The 19570-nt window shown below is 49.7% G+C and carries 37 protein-coding genes; 34 read left to right on the top strand and 3 right to left on the bottom strand.

The window, feature by feature from the left end; translation table 11 throughout:
• From tuf to bfr, 3 genes are all read left to right on the top strand, one after another.
• Positions 1 to 1026 (top strand): elongation factor Tu (tuf, locus tag OGX95_RS22085; protein ID WP_189624548.1); only part of this gene is annotated, 1026 nt, incomplete at its 5' end.
• 185 nt (positions 1027 to 1211) lie between these two features.
• Complete coding sequence (bfd, locus tag OGX95_RS22090) at positions 1212 to 1406, top strand: bacterioferritin-associated ferredoxin (RefSeq protein ID WP_003031111.1); 195 nt, start codon at positions 1212 to 1214, stop codon at positions 1404 to 1406.
• A gap of 71 nt (positions 1407 to 1477) precedes the next feature.
• On the top strand, positions 1478 to 1954 hold the full coding sequence (gene bfr / locus OGX95_RS22095; RefSeq protein WP_286631001.1) for a bacterioferritin: 477 nt from the start codon (positions 1478 to 1480) through the stop codon (positions 1952 to 1954).
• Here the strand turns inward: bfr and OGX95_RS22100 are convergent.
• Positions 1951 to 2418: a prepilin peptidase gene (locus tag OGX95_RS22100; protein ID WP_286631002.1), complete on the bottom strand. Its 468-nt coding sequence runs from the start codon at positions 2416 to 2418 to the stop codon at positions 1951 to 1953. The two genes, bfr and OGX95_RS22100, sit on opposite strands and share 4 nt — an antisense overlap.
• Before the next feature lie 379 nt (positions 2419 to 2797).
• Here OGX95_RS22100 and rpsJ point away from each other — a divergent pair, with 379 nt between their 5' ends.
• From rpsJ to arfA, 31 genes are all read left to right on the top strand, one after another.
• Positions 2798 to 3109, top strand: coding sequence for a 30S ribosomal protein S10 (rpsJ, locus tag OGX95_RS22105; RefSeq protein ID WP_001181005.1), 312 nt, complete (start codon positions 2798 to 2800; stop codon positions 3107 to 3109).
• Positions 3110 to 3141: 32 nt separating this feature from the next.
• Positions 3142 to 3771, top strand: coding sequence for a 50S ribosomal protein L3 (rplC, locus tag OGX95_RS22110; RefSeq protein ID WP_045448329.1), 630 nt, complete (start codon positions 3142 to 3144; stop codon positions 3769 to 3771).
• A gap of 10 nt (positions 3772 to 3781) precedes the next feature.
• Complete coding sequence (gene rplD / locus OGX95_RS22115; RefSeq protein ID WP_003031119.1) at positions 3782 to 4387, top strand: 50S ribosomal protein L4; 606 nt, start codon at positions 3782 to 3784, stop codon at positions 4385 to 4387.
• Positions 4384 to 4686 carry a 50S ribosomal protein L23 gene (rplW, locus tag OGX95_RS22120; protein WP_000617546.1) on the top strand — a complete coding sequence of 101 codons (303 nt, stop codon included), beginning with the start codon at positions 4384 to 4386 and terminating at the stop codon, positions 4684 to 4686. The genes rplD and rplW overlap by 4 nt, the downstream gene beginning before the upstream one ends.
• Positions 4687 to 4703: 17 nt before the next feature.
• Entirely contained in the window at positions 4704 to 5525 is an 822-nt protein-coding gene (gene rplB / locus OGX95_RS22125) for a 50S ribosomal protein L2 (protein WP_000301869.1), read from the top strand.
• A gap of 16 nt (positions 5526 to 5541) precedes the next feature.
• Positions 5542 to 5820 (top strand): 30S ribosomal protein S19, encoded by a 279-nt coding sequence (gene rpsS / locus OGX95_RS22130; RefSeq protein ID WP_001138115.1) that lies wholly within the window; start codon positions 5542 to 5544, stop codon positions 5818 to 5820.
• Between the two features lie 14 nt (positions 5821 to 5834).
• Positions 5835 to 6167 (top strand): 50S ribosomal protein L22, encoded by a 333-nt coding sequence (gene rplV / locus OGX95_RS22135; RefSeq protein WP_000448832.1) that lies wholly within the window; start codon positions 5835 to 5837, stop codon positions 6165 to 6167.
• Between the two features lie 17 nt (positions 6168 to 6184).
• A complete protein-coding gene (gene rpsC / locus OGX95_RS22140; protein WP_000529945.1) occupies positions 6185 to 6886 on the top strand; it encodes a 30S ribosomal protein S3 in 702 nt (233 codons plus the stop codon).
• A gap of 12 nt (positions 6887 to 6898) precedes the next feature.
• Positions 6899 to 7309, top strand: a complete 411-nt coding sequence (gene rplP / locus OGX95_RS22145; RefSeq protein WP_000941208.1) for a 50S ribosomal protein L16 — start codon at positions 6899 to 6901, stop codon at positions 7307 to 7309.
• Positions 7309 to 7500 carry a 50S ribosomal protein L29 gene (gene rpmC / locus OGX95_RS22150; RefSeq protein WP_000644742.1) on the top strand — a complete coding sequence of 64 codons (192 nt, stop codon included), beginning with the start codon at positions 7309 to 7311 and terminating at the stop codon, positions 7498 to 7500. The genes rplP and rpmC overlap by 1 nt, the downstream gene beginning before the upstream one ends.
• Entirely contained in the window at positions 7500 to 7754 is a 255-nt protein-coding gene (gene rpsQ / locus OGX95_RS22155) for a 30S ribosomal protein S17 (RefSeq protein ID WP_003031120.1), read from the top strand. Before rpmC ends, rpsQ begins: the two co-directional genes overlap by 1 nt.
• A gap of 163 nt (positions 7755 to 7917) precedes the next feature.
• Positions 7918 to 8289 carry a 50S ribosomal protein L14 gene (gene rplN / locus OGX95_RS22160; protein ID WP_000613954.1) on the top strand — a complete coding sequence of 124 codons (372 nt, stop codon included), beginning with the start codon at positions 7918 to 7920 and terminating at the stop codon, positions 8287 to 8289.
• A 10-nt stretch (positions 8290 to 8299) separates the two neighbouring features.
• The gene (rplX, locus tag OGX95_RS22165; RefSeq protein ID WP_003031122.1) at positions 8300 to 8614 is read left to right on the top strand and encodes a 50S ribosomal protein L24; all 315 of its coding nucleotides are present in this window, start codon (positions 8300 to 8302) and stop codon (positions 8612 to 8614) included.
• A gap of 14 nt (positions 8615 to 8628) precedes the next feature.
• Positions 8629 to 9168, top strand: coding sequence for a 50S ribosomal protein L5 (gene rplE, locus OGX95_RS22170; RefSeq protein WP_064541635.1), 540 nt, complete (start codon positions 8629 to 8631; stop codon positions 9166 to 9168).
• 14 nt (positions 9169 to 9182) lie between these two features.
• The gene (gene rpsN, locus OGX95_RS22175) at positions 9183 to 9488 is read left to right on the top strand and encodes a 30S ribosomal protein S14 (RefSeq protein ID WP_003031125.1); all 306 of its coding nucleotides are present in this window, start codon (positions 9183 to 9185) and stop codon (positions 9486 to 9488) included.
• 30 nt (positions 9489 to 9518) lie between these two features.
• Complete coding sequence (rpsH, locus tag OGX95_RS22180; RefSeq protein ID WP_003031127.1) at positions 9519 to 9911, top strand: 30S ribosomal protein S8; 393 nt, start codon at positions 9519 to 9521, stop codon at positions 9909 to 9911.
• A gap of 12 nt (positions 9912 to 9923) precedes the next feature.
• Entirely contained in the window at positions 9924 to 10457 is a 534-nt protein-coding gene (gene rplF, locus OGX95_RS22185; protein WP_006687355.1) for a 50S ribosomal protein L6, read from the top strand.
• A 9-nt stretch (positions 10458 to 10466) separates the two neighbouring features.
• Positions 10467 to 10820 carry a 50S ribosomal protein L18 gene (rplR, locus tag OGX95_RS22190; RefSeq protein WP_000358956.1) on the top strand — a complete coding sequence of 118 codons (354 nt, stop codon included), beginning with the start codon at positions 10467 to 10469 and terminating at the stop codon, positions 10818 to 10820.
• 14 nt (positions 10821 to 10834) lie between these two features.
• Complete coding sequence (gene rpsE / locus OGX95_RS22195) at positions 10835 to 11338, top strand: 30S ribosomal protein S5 (RefSeq protein ID WP_003031131.1); 504 nt, start codon at positions 10835 to 10837, stop codon at positions 11336 to 11338.
• 3 nt (positions 11339 to 11341) lie between these two features.
• Positions 11342 to 11521 carry a 50S ribosomal protein L30 gene (rpmD, locus tag OGX95_RS22200; protein WP_001140434.1) on the top strand — a complete coding sequence of 60 codons (180 nt, stop codon included), beginning with the start codon at positions 11342 to 11344 and terminating at the stop codon, positions 11519 to 11521.
• Between the two features lie 3 nt (positions 11522 to 11524).
• Positions 11525 to 11959, top strand: coding sequence for a 50S ribosomal protein L15 (rplO, locus tag OGX95_RS22205; RefSeq protein ID WP_001238917.1), 435 nt, complete (start codon positions 11525 to 11527; stop codon positions 11957 to 11959).
• A gap of 7 nt (positions 11960 to 11966) precedes the next feature.
• Complete coding sequence (gene secY, locus OGX95_RS22210) at positions 11967 to 13298, top strand: preprotein translocase subunit SecY (protein WP_001118864.1); 1332 nt, start codon at positions 11967 to 11969, stop codon at positions 13296 to 13298.
• A gap of 30 nt (positions 13299 to 13328) precedes the next feature.
• Positions 13329 to 13445, top strand: a complete 117-nt coding sequence (rpmJ, locus tag OGX95_RS22215) for a 50S ribosomal protein L36 (protein ID WP_000868187.1) — start codon at positions 13329 to 13331, stop codon at positions 13443 to 13445.
• Positions 13446 to 13591: 146 nt separating this feature from the next.
• Positions 13592 to 13948 (top strand): 30S ribosomal protein S13, encoded by a 357-nt coding sequence (gene rpsM, locus OGX95_RS22220; RefSeq protein WP_003031135.1) that lies wholly within the window; start codon positions 13592 to 13594, stop codon positions 13946 to 13948.
• Positions 13949 to 13964: 16 nt separating this feature from the next.
• Positions 13965 to 14354, top strand: coding sequence for a 30S ribosomal protein S11 (rpsK, locus tag OGX95_RS22225; protein ID WP_260861814.1), 390 nt, complete (start codon positions 13965 to 13967; stop codon positions 14352 to 14354).
• Between the two features lie 33 nt (positions 14355 to 14387).
• On the top strand, positions 14388 to 15008 hold the full coding sequence (gene rpsD / locus OGX95_RS22230; RefSeq protein WP_003031138.1) for a 30S ribosomal protein S4: 621 nt from the start codon (positions 14388 to 14390) through the stop codon (positions 15006 to 15008).
• 25 nt (positions 15009 to 15033) lie between these two features.
• Positions 15034 to 16023, top strand: coding sequence for a DNA-directed RNA polymerase subunit alpha (locus OGX95_RS22235; protein ID WP_003031139.1), 990 nt, complete (start codon positions 15034 to 15036; stop codon positions 16021 to 16023).
• Positions 16024 to 16063: 40 nt separating this feature from the next.
• Positions 16064 to 16450, top strand: coding sequence for a 50S ribosomal protein L17 (rplQ, locus tag OGX95_RS22240; protein ID WP_001216372.1), 387 nt, complete (start codon positions 16064 to 16066; stop codon positions 16448 to 16450).
• Between the two features lie 107 nt (positions 16451 to 16557).
• Entirely contained in the window at positions 16558 to 16926 is a 369-nt protein-coding gene (locus OGX95_RS22245) for a DnaJ family domain-containing protein (RefSeq protein WP_286631003.1), read from the top strand.
• Between the two features lie 10 nt (positions 16927 to 16936).
• Positions 16937 to 17362: a Zn(2+)-responsive transcriptional regulator gene (zntR, locus tag OGX95_RS22250; RefSeq protein ID WP_286631004.1), complete on the top strand. Its 426-nt coding sequence runs from the start codon at positions 16937 to 16939 to the stop codon at positions 17360 to 17362.
• A gap of 60 nt (positions 17363 to 17422) precedes the next feature.
• Entirely contained in the window at positions 17423 to 17641 is a 219-nt protein-coding gene (gene arfA / locus OGX95_RS22255; protein WP_286631005.1) for an alternative ribosome-rescue factor ArfA, read from the top strand.
• Here the strand turns inward: arfA and mscL are convergent.
• On the bottom strand, positions 17638 to 18051 hold the full coding sequence (gene mscL / locus OGX95_RS22260; RefSeq protein ID WP_137383643.1) for a large-conductance mechanosensitive channel protein MscL: 414 nt from the start codon (positions 18049 to 18051) through the stop codon (positions 17638 to 17640). The genes arfA and mscL overlap by 4 nt on opposite strands.
• Positions 18052 to 18192: 141 nt before the next feature.
• Positions 18193 to 19569 (bottom strand): Trk system potassium transporter TrkA, encoded by a 1377-nt coding sequence (gene trkA, locus OGX95_RS22265; RefSeq protein ID WP_115601380.1) that lies wholly within the window; start codon positions 19567 to 19569, stop codon positions 18193 to 18195.
• Position 19570 lies beyond the last annotated feature (1 nt).

Below are 19570 nucleotides of genomic sequence, written 5' to 3' on the forward strand. Positions count from 1 at the left end.
CCGGAAGAAAAAGCTCGTGGTATCACCATCAACACCTCTCACGTTGAATATGACACCCCGACTCGCCACTACGCGCACGTAGACTGCCCGGGCCACGCCGACTATGTTAAAAACATGATCACCGGTGCTGCGCAGATGGACGGCGCGATCCTGGTTGTTGCTGCGACTGACGGCCCGATGCCGCAGACCCGTGAGCACATCCTGCTGGGTCGTCAGGTAGGCGTTCCGTACATCATCGTGTTCCTGAACAAATGCGACATGGTTGATGACGAAGAGCTGCTGGAACTGGTAGAAATGGAAGTTCGTGAACTTCTGTCTCAGTACGATTTCCCGGGCGACGACACGCCGATCGTTCGTGGTTCTGCTCTGAAAGCGCTGGAAGGCGAAGCAGAGTGGGAAGCGAAAATCATCGAACTGGCTGGCTTCCTGGATTCTTACATCCCGGAACCAGAGCGTGCGATTGACAAGCCGTTCCTGCTGCCTATCGAAGACGTATTCTCCATCTCCGGTCGTGGTACCGTTGTTACCGGTCGTGTAGAACGCGGTATCATCAAAGTTGGTGAAGAAGTTGAAATCGTTGGTATCAAAGAGACTGCTAAGTCTACCTGTACCGGCGTTGAAATGTTCCGCAAACTGCTGGACGAAGGCCGTGCTGGTGAGAACGTTGGTGTTCTGCTGCGTGGTATCAAACGTGAAGAAATCGAACGTGGTCAGGTACTGGCTAAGCCGGGCTCTATCAAGCCGCACACCAAGTTCGAATCTGAAGTGTACATTCTGTCCAAAGACGAAGGCGGCCGTCATACTCCGTTCTTCAAAGGCTACCGTCCGCAGTTCTACTTCCGTACTACTGACGTGACGGGTACCATCGAACTGCCGGAAGGCGTAGAGATGGTAATGCCGGGCGACAACATCAAAATGGTTGTTACCCTGATCCACCCGATCGCGATGGACGACGGTCTGCGTTTCGCAATCCGTGAAGGCGGCCGTACCGTTGGCGCGGGCGTTGTTGCTAAAGTAATGAGCTAATTATTTATTAATTAGCTTTGAGCTTAAAAAGGGCGCTTAGGCGCCCTTTTTGCTACCTGTGATTTAACGGTTGTCATATTTGTTCGCATTTTTTGTTCATTCTTCCATCGCGTAAATAGTATTGTGCTATTGTAATCATAACTATTCTCATTTACACTTTGCGCAGAAATTGAACGGGAGCGATCATGTACGTTTGTTTGTGCAATGCAATAAGTGATAAAAAAATTCGTCAGGCTGTTCGCCAGTTTCATCCTCAGTCCTTTCAGCAATTACGCAAATTCATTCCTGTGGGAAATCAATGCGGTAAGTGCATTCGGGCTGCGCGTGAAGTCATGCAGGATGAGTTAACTCAAATGCCAGAATTTAAAGAAATCGCCTAAGTCACACTCTTTTTTTTGACATCCCTGTAGCCCCATCTACGCTCTAAGAGTGGAAGCGGAGGGACTATAAAATGAAAGGTGATGTTAAAATCATAAATTATCTCAATAAACTATTGGGAAATGAGCTTGTCGCAATCAACCAGTATTTTCTCCATGCCCGTATGTTTAAAAACTGGGGACTGACTCGCCTCAATGATGTTGAGTACCATGAATCAATCGATGAGATGAAACACGCTGATAAGTATATTGAGCGTATTTTATTTTTAGAAGGTCTCCCAAACTTACAGGATCTAGGTAAGTTGGGGATTGGTGAAGATGTTGAAGAGATGCTGCAATCAGATCTTCGACTCGAGCTTGACGGCGCAAAAGATTTACGCGAAGCCATTGCTTATGCCGATAGCGTTCATGACTATGTTAGTCGGGACATGATGATTGAGATCCTGATCGAAGAAGAAGGGCATATCGATTGGCTCGAAACGGAGTTGGATCTGATTGGAAAACTAGGATTGCAAAACTATCTGCAGTCGCAAATTAAGGTCAGTGACTAACCGCCCTGTATCAGATTTAGCCAGCCAACAACAAAACCCGCAGCCGCCAGATATGGTCCAAAAGGCAGCGGGTTTTTTAGTTTCTTTTTTCCATGCGTTATAAATGCTACGCCTGTCATGCAGCAAGCTAACCCGGCGGCAAGTAAGACCAACAGGGGTAATGAGTCCCATCGATGCCACGCGCCAAGTGCGGCGAGAAATTTTACGTCCCCATAGCCTAACCCTTCCTGGTGCCATGCCAGGCGGTATCCCCAATAGAATAGAGAAAATACACCATACCCTGCAATTGCACCCCAAAGTGCATCGGACAACTGGGTGGGATTGCAACATTGATAAAAAAGAAGACCACTCCAGAGAAGCGGGCAGGTGAATTTGTCGGGCAATAGGCCAGTACGCAAATCCTGAACCCCAAGCAGTCCGGATAGAGAAAGATAAATCAGCAAAAAGGGAAGTTCAGTATTCATGTCTTAATCCGGTGCGAGAAAGATGTAACTCTCAGGTAAGTAGCGCTAACTGTACAATGCCCGAATATCCATTTTGCTGTCGTCTTCCCAGGGAATTTACGCCGCGTGAAAGTGTATACAATCAGAGTGGAACAGCACTCGCATCTGTGTAAGAGTGATTAATTTCTACACGGCACTTGCGTCAGGCTGATATTTACGTATAATGCGCGGGCTTGTCTTAATTGACGGCTGGTTCAATCAGGACCACTGATAGTCGATTTGACTATCTGACAATGTTCCCAATTGGGGAACTCTGTAAGAACGGTTACACTCTCCCATCAATCGTAATGGGTTTGAGGAGTAACTATTTCGTCTATAAAATAATTGGAGCTCTGGTCTCATGCAGAACCAAAGAATCCGTATCCGCCTGAAAGCGTTTGATCATCGTCTGATCGATCAATCAACCGCGGAAATCGTCGAGACTGCTAAGCGCACTGGTGCGCAAGTCCGTGGTCCGATCCCGCTGCCGACCCGCAAAGAGCGCTTTACCGTTCTGATCTCTCCGCACGTTAACAAAGATGCGCGTGATCAGTACGAAATTCGCACTCACAAGCGTCTGGTTGACATCGTTGAGCCAACTGAGAAAACCGTTGATGCTCTGATGCGTCTGGATCTGGCTGCCGGTGTAGACGTGCAGATCAGCCTGGGTTAATCAGGTCATCGAGCGATTGAGAGGTTGATACAATGATTGGTTTAGTCGGTAAAAAAGTGGGTATGACCCGCATCTTCACTGAAGATGGCGTATCTATCCCAGTAACCGTAATCGAAGTTGAAGCAAACCGCGTTACTCAGGTTAAAGACCTGGCTAACGATGGCTACCGCGCTATTCAGGTTACCACTGGTGCTAAAAAAGCTAACCGTGTAACCAAGCCGGAAGCTGGTCACTTTGCTAAAGCTGGCGTAGAAGCTGGCCGCGGCCTGTGGGAGTTCCGTCTGGCGGATGGTGAAGAATTCACCGTAGGTCAGAGCATTAGCGTTGAACTGTTTGCTGACGTTAAAAAAGTTGACGTAACCGGTACCTCTAAAGGTAAAGGTTTCGCTGGTACCGTTAAGCGCTGGAACTTCCGTACCCAGGACGCGACTCACGGTAACTCCTTGTCTCACCGCGTTCCGGGTTCTATCGGTCAGAACCAGACTCCGGGCAAAGTGTTCAAAGGCAAGAAAATGGCAGGTCAGCTGGGTAACGAACGTGTCACCGTTCAGAGCCTGGACGTAGTACGTGTTGACGCTGAGCGCAACCTGCTGCTGGTTAAAGGTGGTGTTCCGGGTGCGACCGGTTGCGACCTGATCGTTAAACCAGCTGTGAAGGCGTAAGGGGATAGCAATGGAATTAGTATTGAAAGACGCGCAGAGCGCGCTGACTGTTTCCGAAACTACCTTCGGTCGTGATTTCAACGAAGCGCTGGTTCACCAGGTTGTTGTTGCTTATGCAGCTGGTGCTCGTCAGGGTACTCGTGCTCAGAAGACTCGTGCTGAAGTAACTGGTTCAGGCAAAAAGCCGTGGCGCCAGAAAGGTACCGGCCGTGCGCGTTCAGGTTCTATCAAGAGCCCGATCTGGCGTTCAGGTGGCGTGACCTTCGCTGCTCGTCCACAGGACCACAGTCAAAAAGTTAACAAAAAGATGTACCGCGGCGCGCTGAAAAGCATTCTGTCCGAACTGGTACGTCAGGATCGTCTGATCGTTGTCGAATCATTCTCTGTAGAAGCGCCTAAAACTAAGCTGCTGGCACAGAAACTGAAAGACATGGCTCTGGAAGATGTGCTGATCATCACCGGTGAGCTGGACGAAAACCTGTTCCTGGCTGCGCGCAACCTGCACAAGGTTGACGTACGCGATGCAACTGGTATCGACCCGGTTAGCCTGATCGCCTTCGACAAAGTCGTAATGACTGCTGATGCTGTTAAGCAAGTTGAGGAGATGCTGGCATGATTCGTGAAGAACGTCTGCTGAAAGTGCTGCGCGCACCGCACGTTTCTGAAAAAGCGTCTACTGCGATGGAAAAAACTAACACCATCGTTCTCAAAGTTGCTAAAGACGCGACCAAAGCAGAAATCAAAGCTGCTGTGCAGAAACTGTTTGAAGTCGAAGTCGAAGTCGTTAACACCCTGGTAGTTAAAGGGAAAGTTAAACGTCACGGACAGCGTATCGGTCGTCGTAGCGACTGGAAAAAAGCTTACGTCACCCTGAAGGAAGGCCAGAATCTGGACTTCGTCGGCGGCGCTGAGTAAGTCGGAGGAGTAATACAATGGCAGTTGTTAAATGTAAACCGACATCTCCGGGTCGTCGCCACGTTGTTAAAGTGGTCAACCCAGAGCTGCACAAGGGCAAACCTTTTGCTCCGCTGGTTGAAAAAAACAGCAAATCCGGTGGTCGTAACAACAATGGCCGCATCACCACTCGTCACATCGGTGGTGGTCACAAGCAGGCTTATCGTATTGTTGACTTCAAACGCAACAAAGACGGTATCCCGGCAGTTGTTGAACGTCTTGAGTACGATCCGAACCGCTCCGCGAACATCGCGCTGGTTCTGTACAAAGACGGTGAACGCCGTTACATCCTGGCCCCTAAAGGCCTGAAAGCTGGCGACCAGATTCAATCTGGCGTTGATGCTGCAATCAAAGCAGGTAACACCCTGCCGATGCGCAATATCCCGGTTGGTTCTACCGTTCATAACGTAGAAATGAAACCAGGTAAAGGCGGTCAGCTGGCACGTTCCGCTGGTACTTACGTTCAGATCGTTGCTCGTGATGGTGCTTATGTCACCCTGCGTCTGCGTTCTGGTGAAATGCGTAAAGTCGAAGCAGACTGCCGTGCAACTCTGGGCGAAGTTGGCAATGCTGAGCATATGCTGCGCGTTCTGGGTAAAGCAGGTGCTGCACGCTGGCGTGGTGTTCGTCCTACCGTTCGCGGTACTGCGATGAACCCAGTCGACCACCCACATGGTGGTGGTGAAGGTCGTAACTTTGGTAAGCACCCGGTAACTCCGTGGGGCGTTCAGACCAAAGGTAAGAAGACCCGCAGCAACAAGCGTACTGATAAATTCATCGTACGTCGCCGTAGCAAATAATTTTAGAGGATAAGCCATGCCACGTTCTCTCAAGAAAGGTCCTTTTATTGACCTGCACTTGCTGAAGAAGGTAGAGAAAGCGGTGGAAAGCGGAGACAAGAAGCCCCTGCGCACTTGGTCCCGTCGTTCAACGATCTTTCCTAACATGATCGGTTTGACCATCGCTGTCCATAATGGTCGTCAGCACGTTCCGGTATTTGTTTCCGACGAAATGGTCGGTCACAAACTGGGTGAATTCGCACCGACTCGTACTTATCGCGGCCACGCTGCTGATAAAAAAGCGAAGAAGAAATAAGGTAGGAGGAAGAGATGGAAACTTTAGCTCAACATCGCCATGCTCGTTCTTCTGCTCAGAAGGTTCGCCTTGTTGCAGACCTGATTCGCGGTAAGAAAGTGTCGCAGGCCCTTGATATTCTGACCTACACCAATAAGAAAGCGGCTGTACTGGTTAAGAAAGTCCTGGAATCTGCCATTGCTAACGCTGAACACAACGATGGCGCTGACATTGACGATCTGAAAGTTACGAAAATTTTCGTAGACGAAGGCCCGAGCATGAAGCGCATTATGCCGCGTGCAAAAGGTCGTGCAGATCGCATCCTGAAGCGCACCAGCCACATTACTGTGGTTGTGTCCGATCGCTGAGACTCTGGAGACTAGCAATGGGTCAGAAAGTACATCCTAATGGTATTCGCCTGGGTATTGTAAAACCATGGAACTCAACCTGGTTTGCGAACACCAAAGAATTCGCTGACAACCTGGACAGCGATTTTAAAGTACGTCAGTACCTGACTAAGGAACTGGCGAAAGCGTCTGTATCTCGTATCGTTATCGAGCGTCCGGCTAAGAGCATCCGTGTGACCATTCACACTGCTCGCCCGGGTATCGTTATCGGTAAGAAAGGCGAAGACGTAGAAAAACTGCGCAAAGTCGTAGCGGATATTGCTGGCGTTCCTGCTCAGATCAATATCGCCGAAGTGCGTAAGCCTGAACTGGACGCAAAATTGGTTGCTGACAGCATCACTTCTCAGCTGGAACGTCGCGTTATGTTCCGTCGTGCTATGAAGCGTGCTGTACAGAACGCAATGCGTCTGGGCGCTAAAGGTATTAAAGTTGAAGTTAGCGGCCGTCTGGGCGGCGCGGAAATCGCTCGTACCGAATGGTACCGTGAAGGTCGCGTTCCGCTGCACACTCTGCGTGCTGACATCGACTACAACACCTCTGAAGCGCACACCACTTACGGTGTAATCGGCGTTAAAGTGTGGATCTTCAAAGGCGAGATCCTGGGTGGTATGGCTGCTGTTGAACAACCGGAAAAACCGGCTGCGCAACCTAAAAAGCAGCAGCGTAAAGGCCGTAAATAAGGAGCGTCGCTGATGTTACAACCAAAGCGTACAAAATTCCGTAAAATGCACAAAGGCCGTAACCGCGGTCTGGCTGCTGGCGCGGATGTTAGCTTCGGCAGCTTCGGTCTGAAAGCTGTTGGCCGTGGTCGTCTGACTGCCCGTCAGATCGAAGCAGCACGTCGTGCTATGACCCGTGCAGTTAAGCGTCAAGGTAAGATCTGGATCCGTGTATTCCCGGATAAACCGATCACTGAAAAGCCGCTGGCAGTGCGTATGGGTAAAGGTAAAGGTAACGTGGAGTATTGGGTTGCCTTGATTCAGCCGGGTAAAGTCCTGTATGAAATGGACGGCGTACCGGAAGAGCTGGCCCGTGAAGCATTCAAGCTGGCAGCAGCGAAACTGCCGATTAAAACCACCTTTGTAACTAAGACGGTGATGTAATGAAAGCAAAAGAGCTGCGTGAGAAGAGTGTTGAAGAGCTGAACACCGAGCTGCTGAATCTGCTGCGTGAGCAGTTCAACCTGCGTATGCAGGCTGCAAGTGGCCAGCTGCAACAGTCTCACCTGTTGAAGCAAGTGCGTCGTGATGTCGCACGCGTTAAGACTTTACTGACTGAGAAGGCGGGTGCGTAATGACCGATAAAATCCGTACTCTGCAAGGTCGCGTTGTTAGCGATAAAATGGAGAAATCCATTGTTGTTGCTATCGAACGTTTTGTGAAACACCCGATCTACGGTAAATTCATTAAGCGTACGACCAAACTGCACGTACATGACGAGAACAACGAATGCGGTACTGGTGACGTGGTTGAAATCCGCGAATGCCGTCCGCTGTCCAAGACTAAGTCCTGGACGCTGGTTCGCGTTGTAGAGAAAGCTGTTCTGTAATACAGTAGGCATTCTCAACGAATAAACGGCTCAGCGATGAGCCGTTTATTTTTTCTACCCATATCGTTTAAGCGGTGTTATAATGCCGCGCCCCCGATATGGGGCTTTTTTAACGACCTGATTTTCGGGTCTCAGTAGTAGTTGACATTAGCGGAGCACTAAAATGATCCAAGAACAGACTATGCTGAACGTCGCCGACAACTCCGGTGCACGTCGCGTAATGTGTATCAAGGTTCTGGGTGGCTCGCACCGTCGCTACGCAGGCGTCGGCGACATCATCAAGATCACCATCAAAGAAGCAATTCCGCGTGGTAAGGTCAAAAAAGGTGATGTGCTGAAGGCGGTAGTGGTGCGCACCAAGAAGGGTGTTCGTCGCCCGGACGGTTCTGTCATTCGCTTCGATGGTAATGCATGCGTTATTTTAAACAATAACAGCGAGCAACCTATCGGTACGCGTATTTTTGGGCCGGTAACTCGTGAACTTCGTAACGAGAAGTTCATGAAAATTATCTCTCTGGCACCAGAAGTACTCTAAGGAGCGAATCATGGCAGCGAAGATCCGTCGTGATGACGAAGTTATCGTGTTAACCGGTAAAGATAAAGGTAAACGCGGTAAAGTAAAAAATGTCCTGTCTTCCGGCAAGGTCATTGTTGAAGGTATCAACCTGGTTAAGAAACATCAGAAGCCGGTTCCGGCCCTGAATCAACCAGGCGGCATCGTAGAGAAAGAAGCAGCTATTCAGATCTCTAACCTTGCTATCTTCAACGCGGCAACCGGCAAGGCTGACCGTGTAGGCTTTAGATTCGAAGACGGCAAAAAAGTCCGTTTCTTCAAGTCTAACAGCGAAACTATCAAGTAATTTGGAGTAGTACGATGGCGAAACTGCATGATTACTACAAAGACGAAGTAGTCGCTAAACTCATGTCTGAGTTTAACTACAATTCTGTCATGCAAGTCCCTCGGGTCGAGAAGATCACCCTGAACATGGGTGTTGGTGAAGCGATCGCTGACAAGAAACTGCTGGATAACGCAGCAGCTGACCTGACAGCAATCTCCGGTCAAAAACCGCTGATCACCAAAGCACGCAAATCAGTTGCAGGCTTCAAAATCCGTCAGGGCTATCCGATCGGCTGTAAAGTAACTCTGCGTGGCGAACGCATGTGGGAGTTCTTTGAGCGCCTGATCACTATTGCTGTTCCACGTATCCGTGACTTCCGTGGCTTGTCCGCTAAGTCTTTCGACGGTCGTGGTAACTACAGCATGGGTGTCCGTGAGCAGATCATCTTCCCAGAAATCGACTACGATAAAGTCGACCGCGTGCGTGGTTTGGATATTACCATTACCACTACTGCGAAATCTGACGAAGAAGGCCGTGCTCTGCTGGCTGCCTTTGACTTCCCGTTCCGCAAGTAAGGTAGGGTTACTGAATGGCTAAGCAATCAATGAAAGCACGCGAAGTAAAGCGCGTAGCTTTAGCTGATAAGTACTTCGCAAAACGCGCTGAACTGAAAGCTATTATCTCTGATGTGAACGCGACCGACGAAGATCGTTGGAACGCAGTTCTCAAGCTGCAGTCTCTGCCGCGTGATTCCAGCCCGTCCCGTCAGCGTAACCGCTGCCGTCAAACAGGTCGTCCGCATGGCTATGTGGGCAAGTTCGGGTTGAGCCGTATCAAACTGCGTGAAGCCGCCATGCGCGGTGAAGTACCAGGCTTGAAAAAGGCTAGCTGGTAATTACCAATTGAATCACGGGAGTAAAGACAGATGAGCATGCAAGATCCGATCGCGGATATGCTGACCCGTATCCGTAACGGTCAGGCCGCGAATAAAGCTGCGGTCACCATGCCTTCCTCCAAGCTGAAAGTGGCAATTGCCAACGTGCTGAAGGAAGAAGGTTTTATTGAAGATTTTAAAGTTGAAGGCGACACCAAGCCGGAACTGGAACTTACTCTCAAGTATTTCCAGGGTAAAGCTGTTGTAGAAAGCATTCAGCGTGTCAGTCGCCCAGGTCTGCGCATTTATAAGCGTAAAGACGAGCTGCCGAAAGTTATGGCTGGCATGGGTATCGCAGTTGTTTCTACCTCTAAAGGTGTTATGACTGATCGTGCAGCGCGCCAGGCTGGTCTTGGTGGCGAAATTATCTGCTACGTAGCCTAATCGGAGGAAAAAATGTCTCGTGTTGCTAAAGCACCGGTCGTTATTCCTGCCGGCGTTGATGTAAAAATCAACGGTCAGGTTATTACGATCAAAGGTAAAAACGGCGAGCTGACTCGTACTCTCAACGATGCTGTTGCAGTAAATCATGCAGATAATGCACTGACCTTCGGTCCGCGTGATGGTTACGCTGATGGATGGGCTCAGGCTGGTACCGCGCGTGCCCTGCTGAATGCAATGGTTGTCGGTGTTACCGAAGGCTTCACTAAGAAGCTGCAGCTGGTTGGTGTAGGTTATCGTGCAGCGGTCAAAGGGAATGTAGTAAACCTGGCTTTAGGTTTCTCGCATCCAGTTGATCATCAGTTGCCGGCAGGTATCACTGCAGAATGTCCGACTCAGACTGAAATCGTGCTGAAAGGCGCTGATAAACAGCTGATCGGTCAGGTTGCAGCAGATCTGCGCGCCTACCGTCGTCCTGAGCCTTACAAAGGCAAGGGTGTTCGTTACGCCGACGAAGTCGTGCGTACCAAAGAGGCTAAGAAGAAGTAAGGTAACACTATGGATAAGAAATCTGCTCGTATCCGTCGTGCGACCCGCGCACGCCGCAAGCTCAAAGAGCTGGGCGCAACTCGCCTGGTGGTACATCGTACCCCGCGTCATATTTACGCACAGGTAATTGCACCGAACGGTTCTGAAGTTCTGGTAGCTGCTTCTACTGTAGAAAAAGCTATCGCTGAACAACTGAAGTACACCGGTAACAAAGACGCTGCAGCAGCTGTGGGTAAAGCTGTCGCCGAACGCGCTCTGGAAAAAGGCATCAAAGATGTGTCCTTTGACCGTTCCGGGTTCCAATATCATGGTCGTGTCCAGGCACTGGCAGATGCTGCCCGTGAAGCTGGCCTTCAGTTCTAAGGTAGAGGTGTAAGATGGCTCACATCGAAAAACAAGCTGGCGAACTGCAGGAAAAGCTGATCGCGGTAAACCGCGTATCTAAAACCGTTAAAGGTGGTCGTATTTTCTCCTTCACAGCTCTGACTGTAGTTGGCGATGGTAACGGTCGCGTTGGTTTTGGTTACGGTAAAGCGCGTGAAGTTCCAGCAGCGATCCAGAAAGCGATGGAAAAAGCCCGTCGCAATATGATTAACGTCGCGCTGAACCACGGCACCCTGCAGCACCCGGTTAAGGGTACTCATACGGGTTCTCGTGTATTCATGCAGCCGGCTTCCGAAGGTACCGGTATCATCGCCGGTGGTGCAATGCGCGCCGTTCTGGAAGTCGCTGGAGTTCGTAACGTTCTGGCTAAAGCGTATGGTTCCACCAACCCGATTAACGTGGTTCGTGCAACTATCGATGGTCTGGAAAATATGAAATCTCCGGAAATGGTCGCTGCCAAGCGTGGTAAATCCGTTGAAGAAATTCTGGGGAAATAAACCATGGCAAAGACTATTAAAATTACTCAAACCCGCAGTGCAATCGGTCGTCTGCCGAAACACAAGGCAACGCTGCTTGGCCTGGGTCTGCGTCGTATTGGTCACACCGTAGAGCGCGAGGATACTCCTGCTGTTCGTGGTATGGTCAACGCGGTTTCCTTCATGGTTAAAGTTGAGGAGTAAGAGATGCGTTTAAATACTCTGTCTCCGGCCGAAGGCTCCAAAAAGGCGGGTAAACGCCTGGGTCGTGGTATCGGTTCTGGCCTCGGTAAAACCGGTGGTCGTGGTCACAAAGGTCAGAAGTCTCGTTCTGGCGGTGGCGTACGTCGCGGTTTCGAGGGTGGTCAGATGCCTCTGTACCGTCGTCTGCCGAAATTCGGCTTCACTTCACGTAAAGCAGCGATTACAGCCGAAGTTCGTCTGTCTGACCTGGCTAAAGTTGAAGGCGGTGTTGTAGACCTGAACACGCTGAAAGCGGCTAACATTATCGGTATCCAGATCGAGTTCGCGAAAGTGATCCTGGCTGGTGAAGTAACGACTCCGGTAACTGTTCGTGGCCTGCGTGTTACTAAAGGCGCTCGTGCTGCTATCGAAGCTGCTGGCGGTAAAATCGAGGAATAAGTAGCAGATGGCTAAACAACCGGGATTAGATTTTCAAAGTGCCAAAGGTGGCTTAGGCGAGCTGAAACGCAGACTGCTGTTTGTAATCGGCGCGCTGATTGTGTTCCGTATTGGCTCTTTCATTCCGATCCCTGGTATTGATGCCGCTGTACTTGCCAAACTGCTTGAGCAACAGCGAGGCACCATCATTGAAATGTTTAACATGTTCTCTGGTGGTGCTCTCAGCCGTGCTTCTATCTTTGCTCTGGGGATCATGCCGTATATTTCGGCGTCGATCATTATCCAGCTGCTAACGGTGGTTCATCCCACGTTGGCAGAAATTAAGAAAGAAGGGGAGTCTGGTCGTCGTAAGATCAGCCAGTACACCCGCTACGGTACTCTGGTGCTGGCAATATTCCAGTCGATCGGTATTGCTACCGGTCTGCCGAATATGCCTGGTATGCAAGGTCTGGTGATGAATCCAGGCTTTGCATTCTATTTCACCGCTGTTGTAAGTCTGGTTACAGGGACTATGTTCCTGATGTGGTTGGGTGAACAGATTACTGAACGTGGTATCGGCAACGGTATCTCAATCATTATCTTCGCCGGTATTGTCGCGGGACTCCCGCCAGCCATTGCCCATACTATCGAGCAAGCGCGTCAAGGCGACCTGCACTTCCTCGTGTTGCTGTTGGTTGCAGTATTAGTATTTGCAGTGACGTTCTTTGTTGTATTTGTTGAGCGTGGTCAACGCCGTATTGTGGTAAACTACGCGAAACGTCAGCAAGGTCGTCGTGTCTATGCTGCACAGAGCACACATTTACCGCTGAAAGTGAATATGGCGGGGGTAATCCCGGCAATCTTCGCTTCCAGTATTATTCTGTTCCCGGCAACCATCGCGTCATGGTTCGGGGGCGGGACTGGTTGGAACTGGCTGACAACAATTTCGCTGTATTTGCAGCCTGGGCAACCGCTTTATGTGTTACTCTATGCGTCTGCAATCATCTTCTTCTGTTTCTTCTACACGGCGTTGGTTTTCAACCCGCGTGAAACAGCAGATAACCTGAAGAAGTCCGGTGCATTTGTACCAGGAATTCGTCCGGGAGAGCAAACGGCGAAGTATATCGATAAAGTAATGACCCGCCTGACTTTGGTTGGTGCGCTCTACATTACCTTTATCTGCCTGATCCCGGAGTTCATGCGTGATGCAATGAAAGTACCGTTCTACTTCGGTGGGACCTCACTGCTTATCGTTGTTGTCGTGATTATGGACTTTATGGCTCAAGTGCAAACTCTGATGATGTCTAGTCAGTACGAGTCTGCATTGAAGAAGGCGAATCTGAAAGGCTACGGCCGTTAACAGTCGCCCGAGAAGTTACGGAGAGTAAAAATGAAAGTTCGTGCTTCCGTCAAGAAATTATGCCGTAACTGCAAAATCGTTAAGCGTGATGGTGTCATCCGTGTGATTTGCAGTGCCGAGCCGAAGCATAAACAGCGCCAAGGCTGATTTATTCGCATATTTTTCTTGCAAAGTTGGGTTGAGCTGGCTAGATTAGCCAGCCAATCTTTTGTATGTCTGTGCGTTTCCATTTGAGTATCCTGAAAACGGGCTTTTCAGCATGGTGCGTACATATTAAATAGTAGGAGTGCATAGTGGCCCGTATAGCAGGCATTAACATTCCTGATCAGAAACATGCTGTGATCGCATTAACTTCGATCTACGGCGTCGGCAAGACCCGTTCTAAAGCCATTCTGGCTGCAGCGGGTATCGCTGAAGATGTTAAGATCAGTGAGCTGTCTGAAGAACAAATCGACACGCTGCGTGACGAAGTTGCCAAATTTGTCGTTGAAGGTGATCTGCGCCGTGAAGTTAGCATGAGCATCAAGCGCCTTATGGACCTTGGTTGCTATCGCGGTTTGCGTCATCGTCGTGGTCTCCCGGTTCGCGGTCAGCGTACCAAGACCAACGCACGTACCCGTAAGGGTCCGCGCAAACCGATCAAGAAATAATCGGGGTGATTGAATAATGGCAAAGGCACCAATTCGTGCACGTAAACGTGTAAGAAAACAAGTCTCTGACGGCGTGGCTCATATCCATGCTTCTTTTAACAACACCATCGTTACCATTACTGATCGTCAGGGTAACGCACTGGGTTGGGCAACAGCCGGTGGTTCCGGTTTCCGTGGTTCTCGCAAATCCACTCCGTTTGCAGCTCAGGTTGCAGCAGAGCGTTGCGCTGACGCCGTAAAAGAATACGGTATCAAGAATCTGGAAGTTATGGTCAAAGGACCGGGTCCAGGTCGCGAATCTACTGTTCGTGCTCTGAACGCCGCTGGTTTCCGCATCACTAATATTACTGATGTGACTCCGATCCCTCATAACGGTTGTCGTCCGCCGAAAAAACGTCGCGTATAACGCTGTCGTTTCTAGGATTGTTGGAGAAAGAAAATGGCAAGATATTTGGGTCCTAAGCTCAAGCTGAGCCGTCGTGAGGGCACTGACTTATTCCTTAAGTCTGGCGTTCGCGCGATCGATACCAAGTGTAAAATTGAACAAGCTCCTGGCCAGCACGGTGCGCGTAAACCGCGTCTGTCTGACTATGGTGTGCAGTTGCGTGAAAAGCAAAAAGTTCGCCGTATCTACGGTGTGCTGGAGCGTCAGTTCCGTAACTACTACAAAGAAGCAGCACGTCTGAAAGGCAACACCGGTGAAAACCTGTTGGGTCTGCTGGAAGGTCGTCTGGACAACGTTGTATACCGTATGGGCTTCGGTGCCACTCGTGCAGAAGCACGTCAGCTGGTCAGCCATAAAGCAATTATGGTAAACGGTCGTGTTGTTAACATCGCTTCTTATCAGGTTAGTCCGAATGACGTTGTTAGCATTCGTGAGAAAGCGAAGAAGCAGTCTCGCGTGAAAGCCGCTCTGGAGCTGGCTGAGCAGCGTGAAAAGCCAACCTGGCTGGAAGTTGATGCTGGCAAGATGGAAGGTACGTTCAAGCGTAAGCCGGAGCGTTCTGATCTGTCTGCGGACATTAACGAACACCTGATCGTCGAGCTTTACTCCAAGTAAAGCTTAGTACCAAAGAGAGGACACAATGCAGGGTTCTGTGACAGAGTTTCTAAAACCGCGCCTGGTAGATATCGAGCAAGTGAGTTCGACGCACGCCAAGGTGACCCTTGAGCCTTTAGAGCGTGGCTTTGGCCATACTTTGGGTAACGCACTGCGCCGTATTCTGCTCTCATCGATGCCGGGTTGCGCGGTGACCGAGGTTGAGATTGATGGTGTACTACATGAGTACAGCACCAAAGAAGGCGTTCAGGAAGATATCCTGGAAATCCTGCTCAACCTGAAAGGGCTGGCGGTGAGAGTTCAGGGTAAAGATGACGTTATTCTTACCTTGAATAAATCTGGCATTGGCCCTGTGACTGCAGCCGACATTACCCATGATGGGGATGTCGAAATCGTCAAGCCACAGCACGTGATCTGCCACCTGACCGATGAGAATGCATCTATTAGCATGCGTATCAAAGTTCAGCGCGGTCGTGGTTATGTGCCGGCTTCTACCCGAATTCATTCGGAAGAAGATGAGCGCCCAATCGGCCGTCTGCTGGTCGACGCATGCTACAGCCCTGTAGAGCGTATTGCCTACAATGTTGAAGCAGCGCGTGTAGAACAGCGTACCGACCTGGACAAGCTGGTCATCGAAATGGAAACCAACGGCACAATCGATCCTGAAGAGGCGATTCGTCGTGCGGCAACCATTCTGGCTGAACAACTGGAAGCTTTCGTTGATTTACGTGATGTACGTCAGCCGGAAGTGAAAGAAGAAAAACCAGAATTCGATCCGATCCTGCTGCGCCCTGTTGACGATCTGGAATTGACTGTCCGCTCTGCTAACTGCCTCAAAGCAGAAGCTATCCACTATATCGGTGATCTGGTACAGCGTACTGAGGTTGAGCTTCTTAAGACGCCTAACCTTGGTAAAAAATCTCTTACCGAGATTAAAGACGTGCTGGCTTCCCGTGGACTGTCTCTGGGCATGCGCCTGGAAAACTGGCCACCGGCAAGCATCGCTGACGAGTAACCGGATCACAGGTTAAGGTTTTACTGAGAAGGATAAGGTCATGCGCCATCGTAAGAGTGGTCGTCAACTGAACCGCAACAGCAGCCATCGCCAGGCTATGTTCCGCAATATGGCAGGTTCACTGGTTCGTCATGAAATCATCAAGACGACTCTGCCGAAAGCGAAAGAGCTGCGTCGCGTAGTTGAGCCGCTGATTACTCTTGCCAAGACTGATAGCGTAGCTAATCGTCGTCTGGCATTCGCCCGCACTCGTGATAACGAGATCGTGGCAAAACTGTTTAACGAGCTGGGCCCGCGTTTCGCGAGCCGCGCCGGTGGTTACACTCGCATTCTGAAGTGTGGCTTCCGTGCAGGTGACAACGCGCCGATGGCATACATCGAGCTGGTTGATCGCTCTGAATCGAAAGCAGAAGCTGCTGCAGAGTAATCTGTAGTAACGTAAAAAAACCCGCCTCGGCGGGTTTTTTTATATCCGCAAGATCCCTACTTATCTACAATATCTGTATTCTTTTTGTTCATCCTCTGGGGTGTTGTATGTGGTTACTGGACCAGTGGGCAGAGCGCCATATCATTGATGCACAATCTAAAGGCGAGTTCGATGATTTACCGGGTACAGGCGAGCCACTTACTCTCGACGATGATTCTCATGTCCCACCGGAGCTTCGGGCCGGGTACCGTTTATTAAAAAATTCTGGGTGCCTTCCTCCTGAGCTCGAACAACGCAGAGAGGCGATACAGTTGCTTGATATACTTGCAGGTATTTGCCAGGACGATCCTCGTTATCAGGATGTGAGTCGACGCCTGTCGCTACTTGAGCTCAAACTTCGGCAGGCTGGACTTAGCACCGAGTTTCTACGTGGTGAATACGCGGATAAACTATTACATAAAATTAATGTTGAATAACGGAGGAAGTATGTACCGGATTGGTGAATTAGCAAAACTGGCCGACGTGACACCTGATACTATCCGCTACTATGAAAAACAGCAGATGATGGAGCATGAAGTACGTACTGAAGGCGGATTTCGACTCTATACAGAAAGTGATCTGCAACGCCTTAAGTTTATTCGTTATGCGCGACAGCTAGGTTTTACGTTAGAGTCTATACGTGAATTACTTTCGATCCGTGTCGATCCGGAGCACCATACCTGTCAGGAATCAAAAGGGATCGTTCAGGATAGATTGCAGGAAGTTGAAGCCCGTATAGCCGAACTTCAAACGATGCAACGATCGTTGCAGCGATTGAATGATGCATGCTGCGGAAAGGCACACAGCAGCGTCTATTGTTCTATTCTGGAGGCACTTGAACAAGGTGCCAGTGGCACGACAGCAGGCTGTTGATTTATTGAACGGGCGGGTCTACACTCGCGGCGTAAATTGTTACCACAAGCTGGAGATATTATGAGCCGTTATCAGCATACCAAGGGGCAGATAAAGGACAACGCCATTGAGGCGCTTCTGCATGATCCACTTTTCAGGCAGCGTATTGAGAAGAATAAAAAAGGGAAAGGTAGTTATCTGCGTAAAGGTAAACATGGCAATCGGGGTAACTGGGAGGCCAGTGGCAAGAAAGTGAATCACTTTTTTACCACTGGCCTTCTTGTTTTAGTGAACGTTTAGGAACGATTATTCTGTTCTTTCAGCAGGTCACGAATTTCACTTAACAATACTTCCTCTTTAGAGGGAGCTGGCGGTGCTGCAGGTTCTTCCTCTTTTTTACGATTCAGTTTGTTGATCAGTTTGATCGCCATAAAGATTGCAAACGCCACAATAATGAAATCAAAGACGTTCTGAATAAATACACCGTAATGCATAACGACAGCCGGGATATCTCCCTGCGCATCGCGTAATGTCAAAGCAAACTGTTTAAAATCGATCCCACCAATTAACAACCCCAGTGGTGGCATGATGATATCGGCAACCAGCGATGAAACAATCTTACCGAATGCCGCACCAATAATGACACCCACTGCCAAATCGACAACATTCCCGCGCATCGCGAATTCGCGAAATTCTTTAATAATGCTCATTTTATTCTCCCTATGCAGCTGACGTTTATAAGTTTAACAAATGTTAAGACATTTTCCATTTATGTATTGCTGAAAGGAAAATTTATTAGACCATGAAAAATAAAGGGAAATAAAATGGGCGCTATATAAGCGCCCAAATATTTACAGGAAGAAGGGGCTTGGCTGGAATAGTCGTTCGACGTCAGTAATAAACTTTTTGTCTGTCAGGAACATGATAACGTGATCACCCTGCTCAATACGCAGGTTGTCATTAGCTATCATCACATCGTTACCTCGCACTACCGCACCAATAATGGTACCGGGTGGAAGTTTAATTTCGTCTATTGCGCGACCGACAACTCGTGATGTCGTTTCATCCCCGTGCGCGACAGCTTCAATCGCTTCCGCAACACCGCGTCGCAGCGAAGAAACGCCGACAATATCAGCTTTGCGCACATGGCTCAGTAGTGCAGATATGGTGGCCTGTTGCGGTGAAATTGCAATATCAATCACGCTACCCTGGACCAGATCAACATATGCCCTACGCTGGATCAGCACCATGACTTTCTTGGCGCCCATGCGTTTGGCGAGCATGGCCGACATAATATTAGCTTCATCGTCGTTGGTTACCGCGATAAACAGATCAACTTGATCAATATGTTCTTCAGCCAGCAGCTCTTGATCCGAGGCATCGCCGAAAAAGACGATCGTATTCTGCAATTTCTCTGCAAGCTCGGATGCCCGTTGCTGATTGCGCTCGATCAGTTTGACGCTGTAATCTTTTTCCAGACGTCGGGCCAGACCAGCCCCGATATTACCGCCACCCACTAACATAATACGCTTGTAGGGTTTTTCCAGACGCTGAAGTTCACTCATTACAGCACGAATGTGCTGTGAAGCTGCAATAAAGAATACTTCATCACCCGCTTCAACAATGGTGGAACCCTGCGGACGGATTGGCCTGTCATGACGGAATATCGCCGCAACGCGGGTATCGATGTGTGGCATATGCTCGCGCATTGTCGACAGTGCATTGCCGATCAATGGTCCGCCGTAATAGGCTTTGACCACTGCCAGACTGACTTTACCTTCGGCAAAATTTACCACCTGCAACGCGCCTGGGTACTCAATCAGTCGATAAATGCTATCGATAACCAGCTGTTCTGGCGCAATCAGGTGATCGATAGGCACTGCGTCAGACTGGAACAGTTTATCTGCATCGCGGACATAATCCGGCGAGCGAATTCGGGCGATACGATTGGGGGTATTAAAGAGTGAGTATGCTACCTGGCAGGCAACCATATTGGTTTCATCTGAGCTGGTGACTGCAACCAGCATATCGGCGTCGTCAGCCCCGGCTTCACGCAGTACACGGGGATGAGAACCATGGCCTTGCACAACACGGAGATCAAACTTGTCCTGCAGGCTGCGCAGACGCTCACCATTGGTATCGACTACCGTGATATCGTTGTTCTCTCCGACCAGGTTCTCAGCCAACGTACCGCCAACTTGCCCTGCGCCCAGAATGATAATTTTCATC

It is taken from the genome of Citrobacter sp. Cu233, from assembly GCF_030332225.1.
Classification (GTDB): Bacteria; Pseudomonadota; Gammaproteobacteria; order Enterobacterales; family Enterobacteriaceae; genus Citrobacter.

Excerpts from the sequence above, each read along its gene's own strand:
- bfd (WP_003031111.1), top strand. The coding sequence starts at position 1,212 with ATGTACGTTTGTTTGTGCAATGCAATAAGTGATAAAAAAATTCGTCAG.
- bfr (WP_286631001.1), top strand. The coding sequence starts at position 1,478 with ATGAAAGGTGATGTTAAAATCATAAATTATCTCAATAAACTATTGGGA.
- OGX95_RS22100 (WP_286631002.1), bottom strand. The coding sequence starts at position 2,418 with ATGAATACTGAACTTCCCTTTTTGCTGATTTATCTTTCTCTATCCGGA.
- rpsJ (WP_001181005.1), top strand. The coding sequence starts at position 2,798 with ATGCAGAACCAAAGAATCCGTATCCGCCTGAAAGCGTTTGATCATCGT.
- rplC (WP_045448329.1), top strand. The coding sequence starts at position 3,142 with ATGATTGGTTTAGTCGGTAAAAAAGTGGGTATGACCCGCATCTTCACT.
- rplD (WP_003031119.1), top strand. The coding sequence starts at position 3,782 with ATGGAATTAGTATTGAAAGACGCGCAGAGCGCGCTGACTGTTTCCGAA.
- rplW (WP_000617546.1), top strand. The coding sequence starts at position 4,384 with ATGATTCGTGAAGAACGTCTGCTGAAAGTGCTGCGCGCACCGCACGTT.
- rplB (WP_000301869.1), top strand. The coding sequence starts at position 4,704 with ATGGCAGTTGTTAAATGTAAACCGACATCTCCGGGTCGTCGCCACGTT.
- rpsS (WP_001138115.1), top strand. The coding sequence starts at position 5,542 with ATGCCACGTTCTCTCAAGAAAGGTCCTTTTATTGACCTGCACTTGCTG.
- rplV (WP_000448832.1), top strand. The coding sequence starts at position 5,835 with ATGGAAACTTTAGCTCAACATCGCCATGCTCGTTCTTCTGCTCAGAAG.
- rpsC (WP_000529945.1), top strand. The coding sequence starts at position 6,185 with ATGGGTCAGAAAGTACATCCTAATGGTATTCGCCTGGGTATTGTAAAA.
- rplP (WP_000941208.1), top strand. The coding sequence starts at position 6,899 with ATGTTACAACCAAAGCGTACAAAATTCCGTAAAATGCACAAAGGCCGT.
- rpmC (WP_000644742.1), top strand. The coding sequence starts at position 7,309 with ATGAAAGCAAAAGAGCTGCGTGAGAAGAGTGTTGAAGAGCTGAACACC.
- rpsQ (WP_003031120.1), top strand. The coding sequence starts at position 7,500 with ATGACCGATAAAATCCGTACTCTGCAAGGTCGCGTTGTTAGCGATAAA.
- rplN (WP_000613954.1), top strand. The coding sequence starts at position 7,918 with ATGATCCAAGAACAGACTATGCTGAACGTCGCCGACAACTCCGGTGCA.
- rplX (WP_003031122.1), top strand. The coding sequence starts at position 8,300 with ATGGCAGCGAAGATCCGTCGTGATGACGAAGTTATCGTGTTAACCGGT.
- rplE (WP_064541635.1), top strand. The coding sequence starts at position 8,629 with ATGGCGAAACTGCATGATTACTACAAAGACGAAGTAGTCGCTAAACTC.
- rpsN (WP_003031125.1), top strand. The coding sequence starts at position 9,183 with ATGGCTAAGCAATCAATGAAAGCACGCGAAGTAAAGCGCGTAGCTTTA.
- rpsH (WP_003031127.1), top strand. The coding sequence starts at position 9,519 with ATGAGCATGCAAGATCCGATCGCGGATATGCTGACCCGTATCCGTAAC.
- rplF (WP_006687355.1), top strand. The coding sequence starts at position 9,924 with ATGTCTCGTGTTGCTAAAGCACCGGTCGTTATTCCTGCCGGCGTTGAT.
- rplR (WP_000358956.1), top strand. The coding sequence starts at position 10,467 with ATGGATAAGAAATCTGCTCGTATCCGTCGTGCGACCCGCGCACGCCGC.
- rpsE (WP_003031131.1), top strand. The coding sequence starts at position 10,835 with ATGGCTCACATCGAAAAACAAGCTGGCGAACTGCAGGAAAAGCTGATC.
- rpmD (WP_001140434.1), top strand. The coding sequence starts at position 11,342 with ATGGCAAAGACTATTAAAATTACTCAAACCCGCAGTGCAATCGGTCGT.
- rplO (WP_001238917.1), top strand. The coding sequence starts at position 11,525 with ATGCGTTTAAATACTCTGTCTCCGGCCGAAGGCTCCAAAAAGGCGGGT.
- secY (WP_001118864.1), top strand. The coding sequence starts at position 11,967 with ATGGCTAAACAACCGGGATTAGATTTTCAAAGTGCCAAAGGTGGCTTA.
- rpmJ (WP_000868187.1), top strand. The coding sequence starts at position 13,329 with ATGAAAGTTCGTGCTTCCGTCAAGAAATTATGCCGTAACTGCAAAATC.
- rpsK (WP_260861814.1), top strand. The coding sequence starts at position 13,965 with ATGGCAAAGGCACCAATTCGTGCACGTAAACGTGTAAGAAAACAAGTC.
- rpsD (WP_003031138.1), top strand. The coding sequence starts at position 14,388 with ATGGCAAGATATTTGGGTCCTAAGCTCAAGCTGAGCCGTCGTGAGGGC.
- OGX95_RS22235 (WP_003031139.1), top strand. The coding sequence starts at position 15,034 with ATGCAGGGTTCTGTGACAGAGTTTCTAAAACCGCGCCTGGTAGATATC.
- rplQ (WP_001216372.1), top strand. The coding sequence starts at position 16,064 with ATGCGCCATCGTAAGAGTGGTCGTCAACTGAACCGCAACAGCAGCCAT.
- OGX95_RS22245 (WP_286631003.1), top strand. The coding sequence starts at position 16,558 with ATGTGGTTACTGGACCAGTGGGCAGAGCGCCATATCATTGATGCACAA.
- zntR (WP_286631004.1), top strand. The coding sequence starts at position 16,937 with ATGTACCGGATTGGTGAATTAGCAAAACTGGCCGACGTGACACCTGAT.
- arfA (WP_286631005.1), top strand. The coding sequence starts at position 17,423 with ATGAGCCGTTATCAGCATACCAAGGGGCAGATAAAGGACAACGCCATT.
- mscL (WP_137383643.1), bottom strand. The coding sequence starts at position 18,051 with ATGAGCATTATTAAAGAATTTCGCGAATTCGCGATGCGCGGGAATGTT.
- trkA (WP_115601380.1), bottom strand. The coding sequence starts at position 19,569 with ATGAAAATTATCATTCTGGGCGCAGGGCAAGTTGGCGGTACGTTGGCT.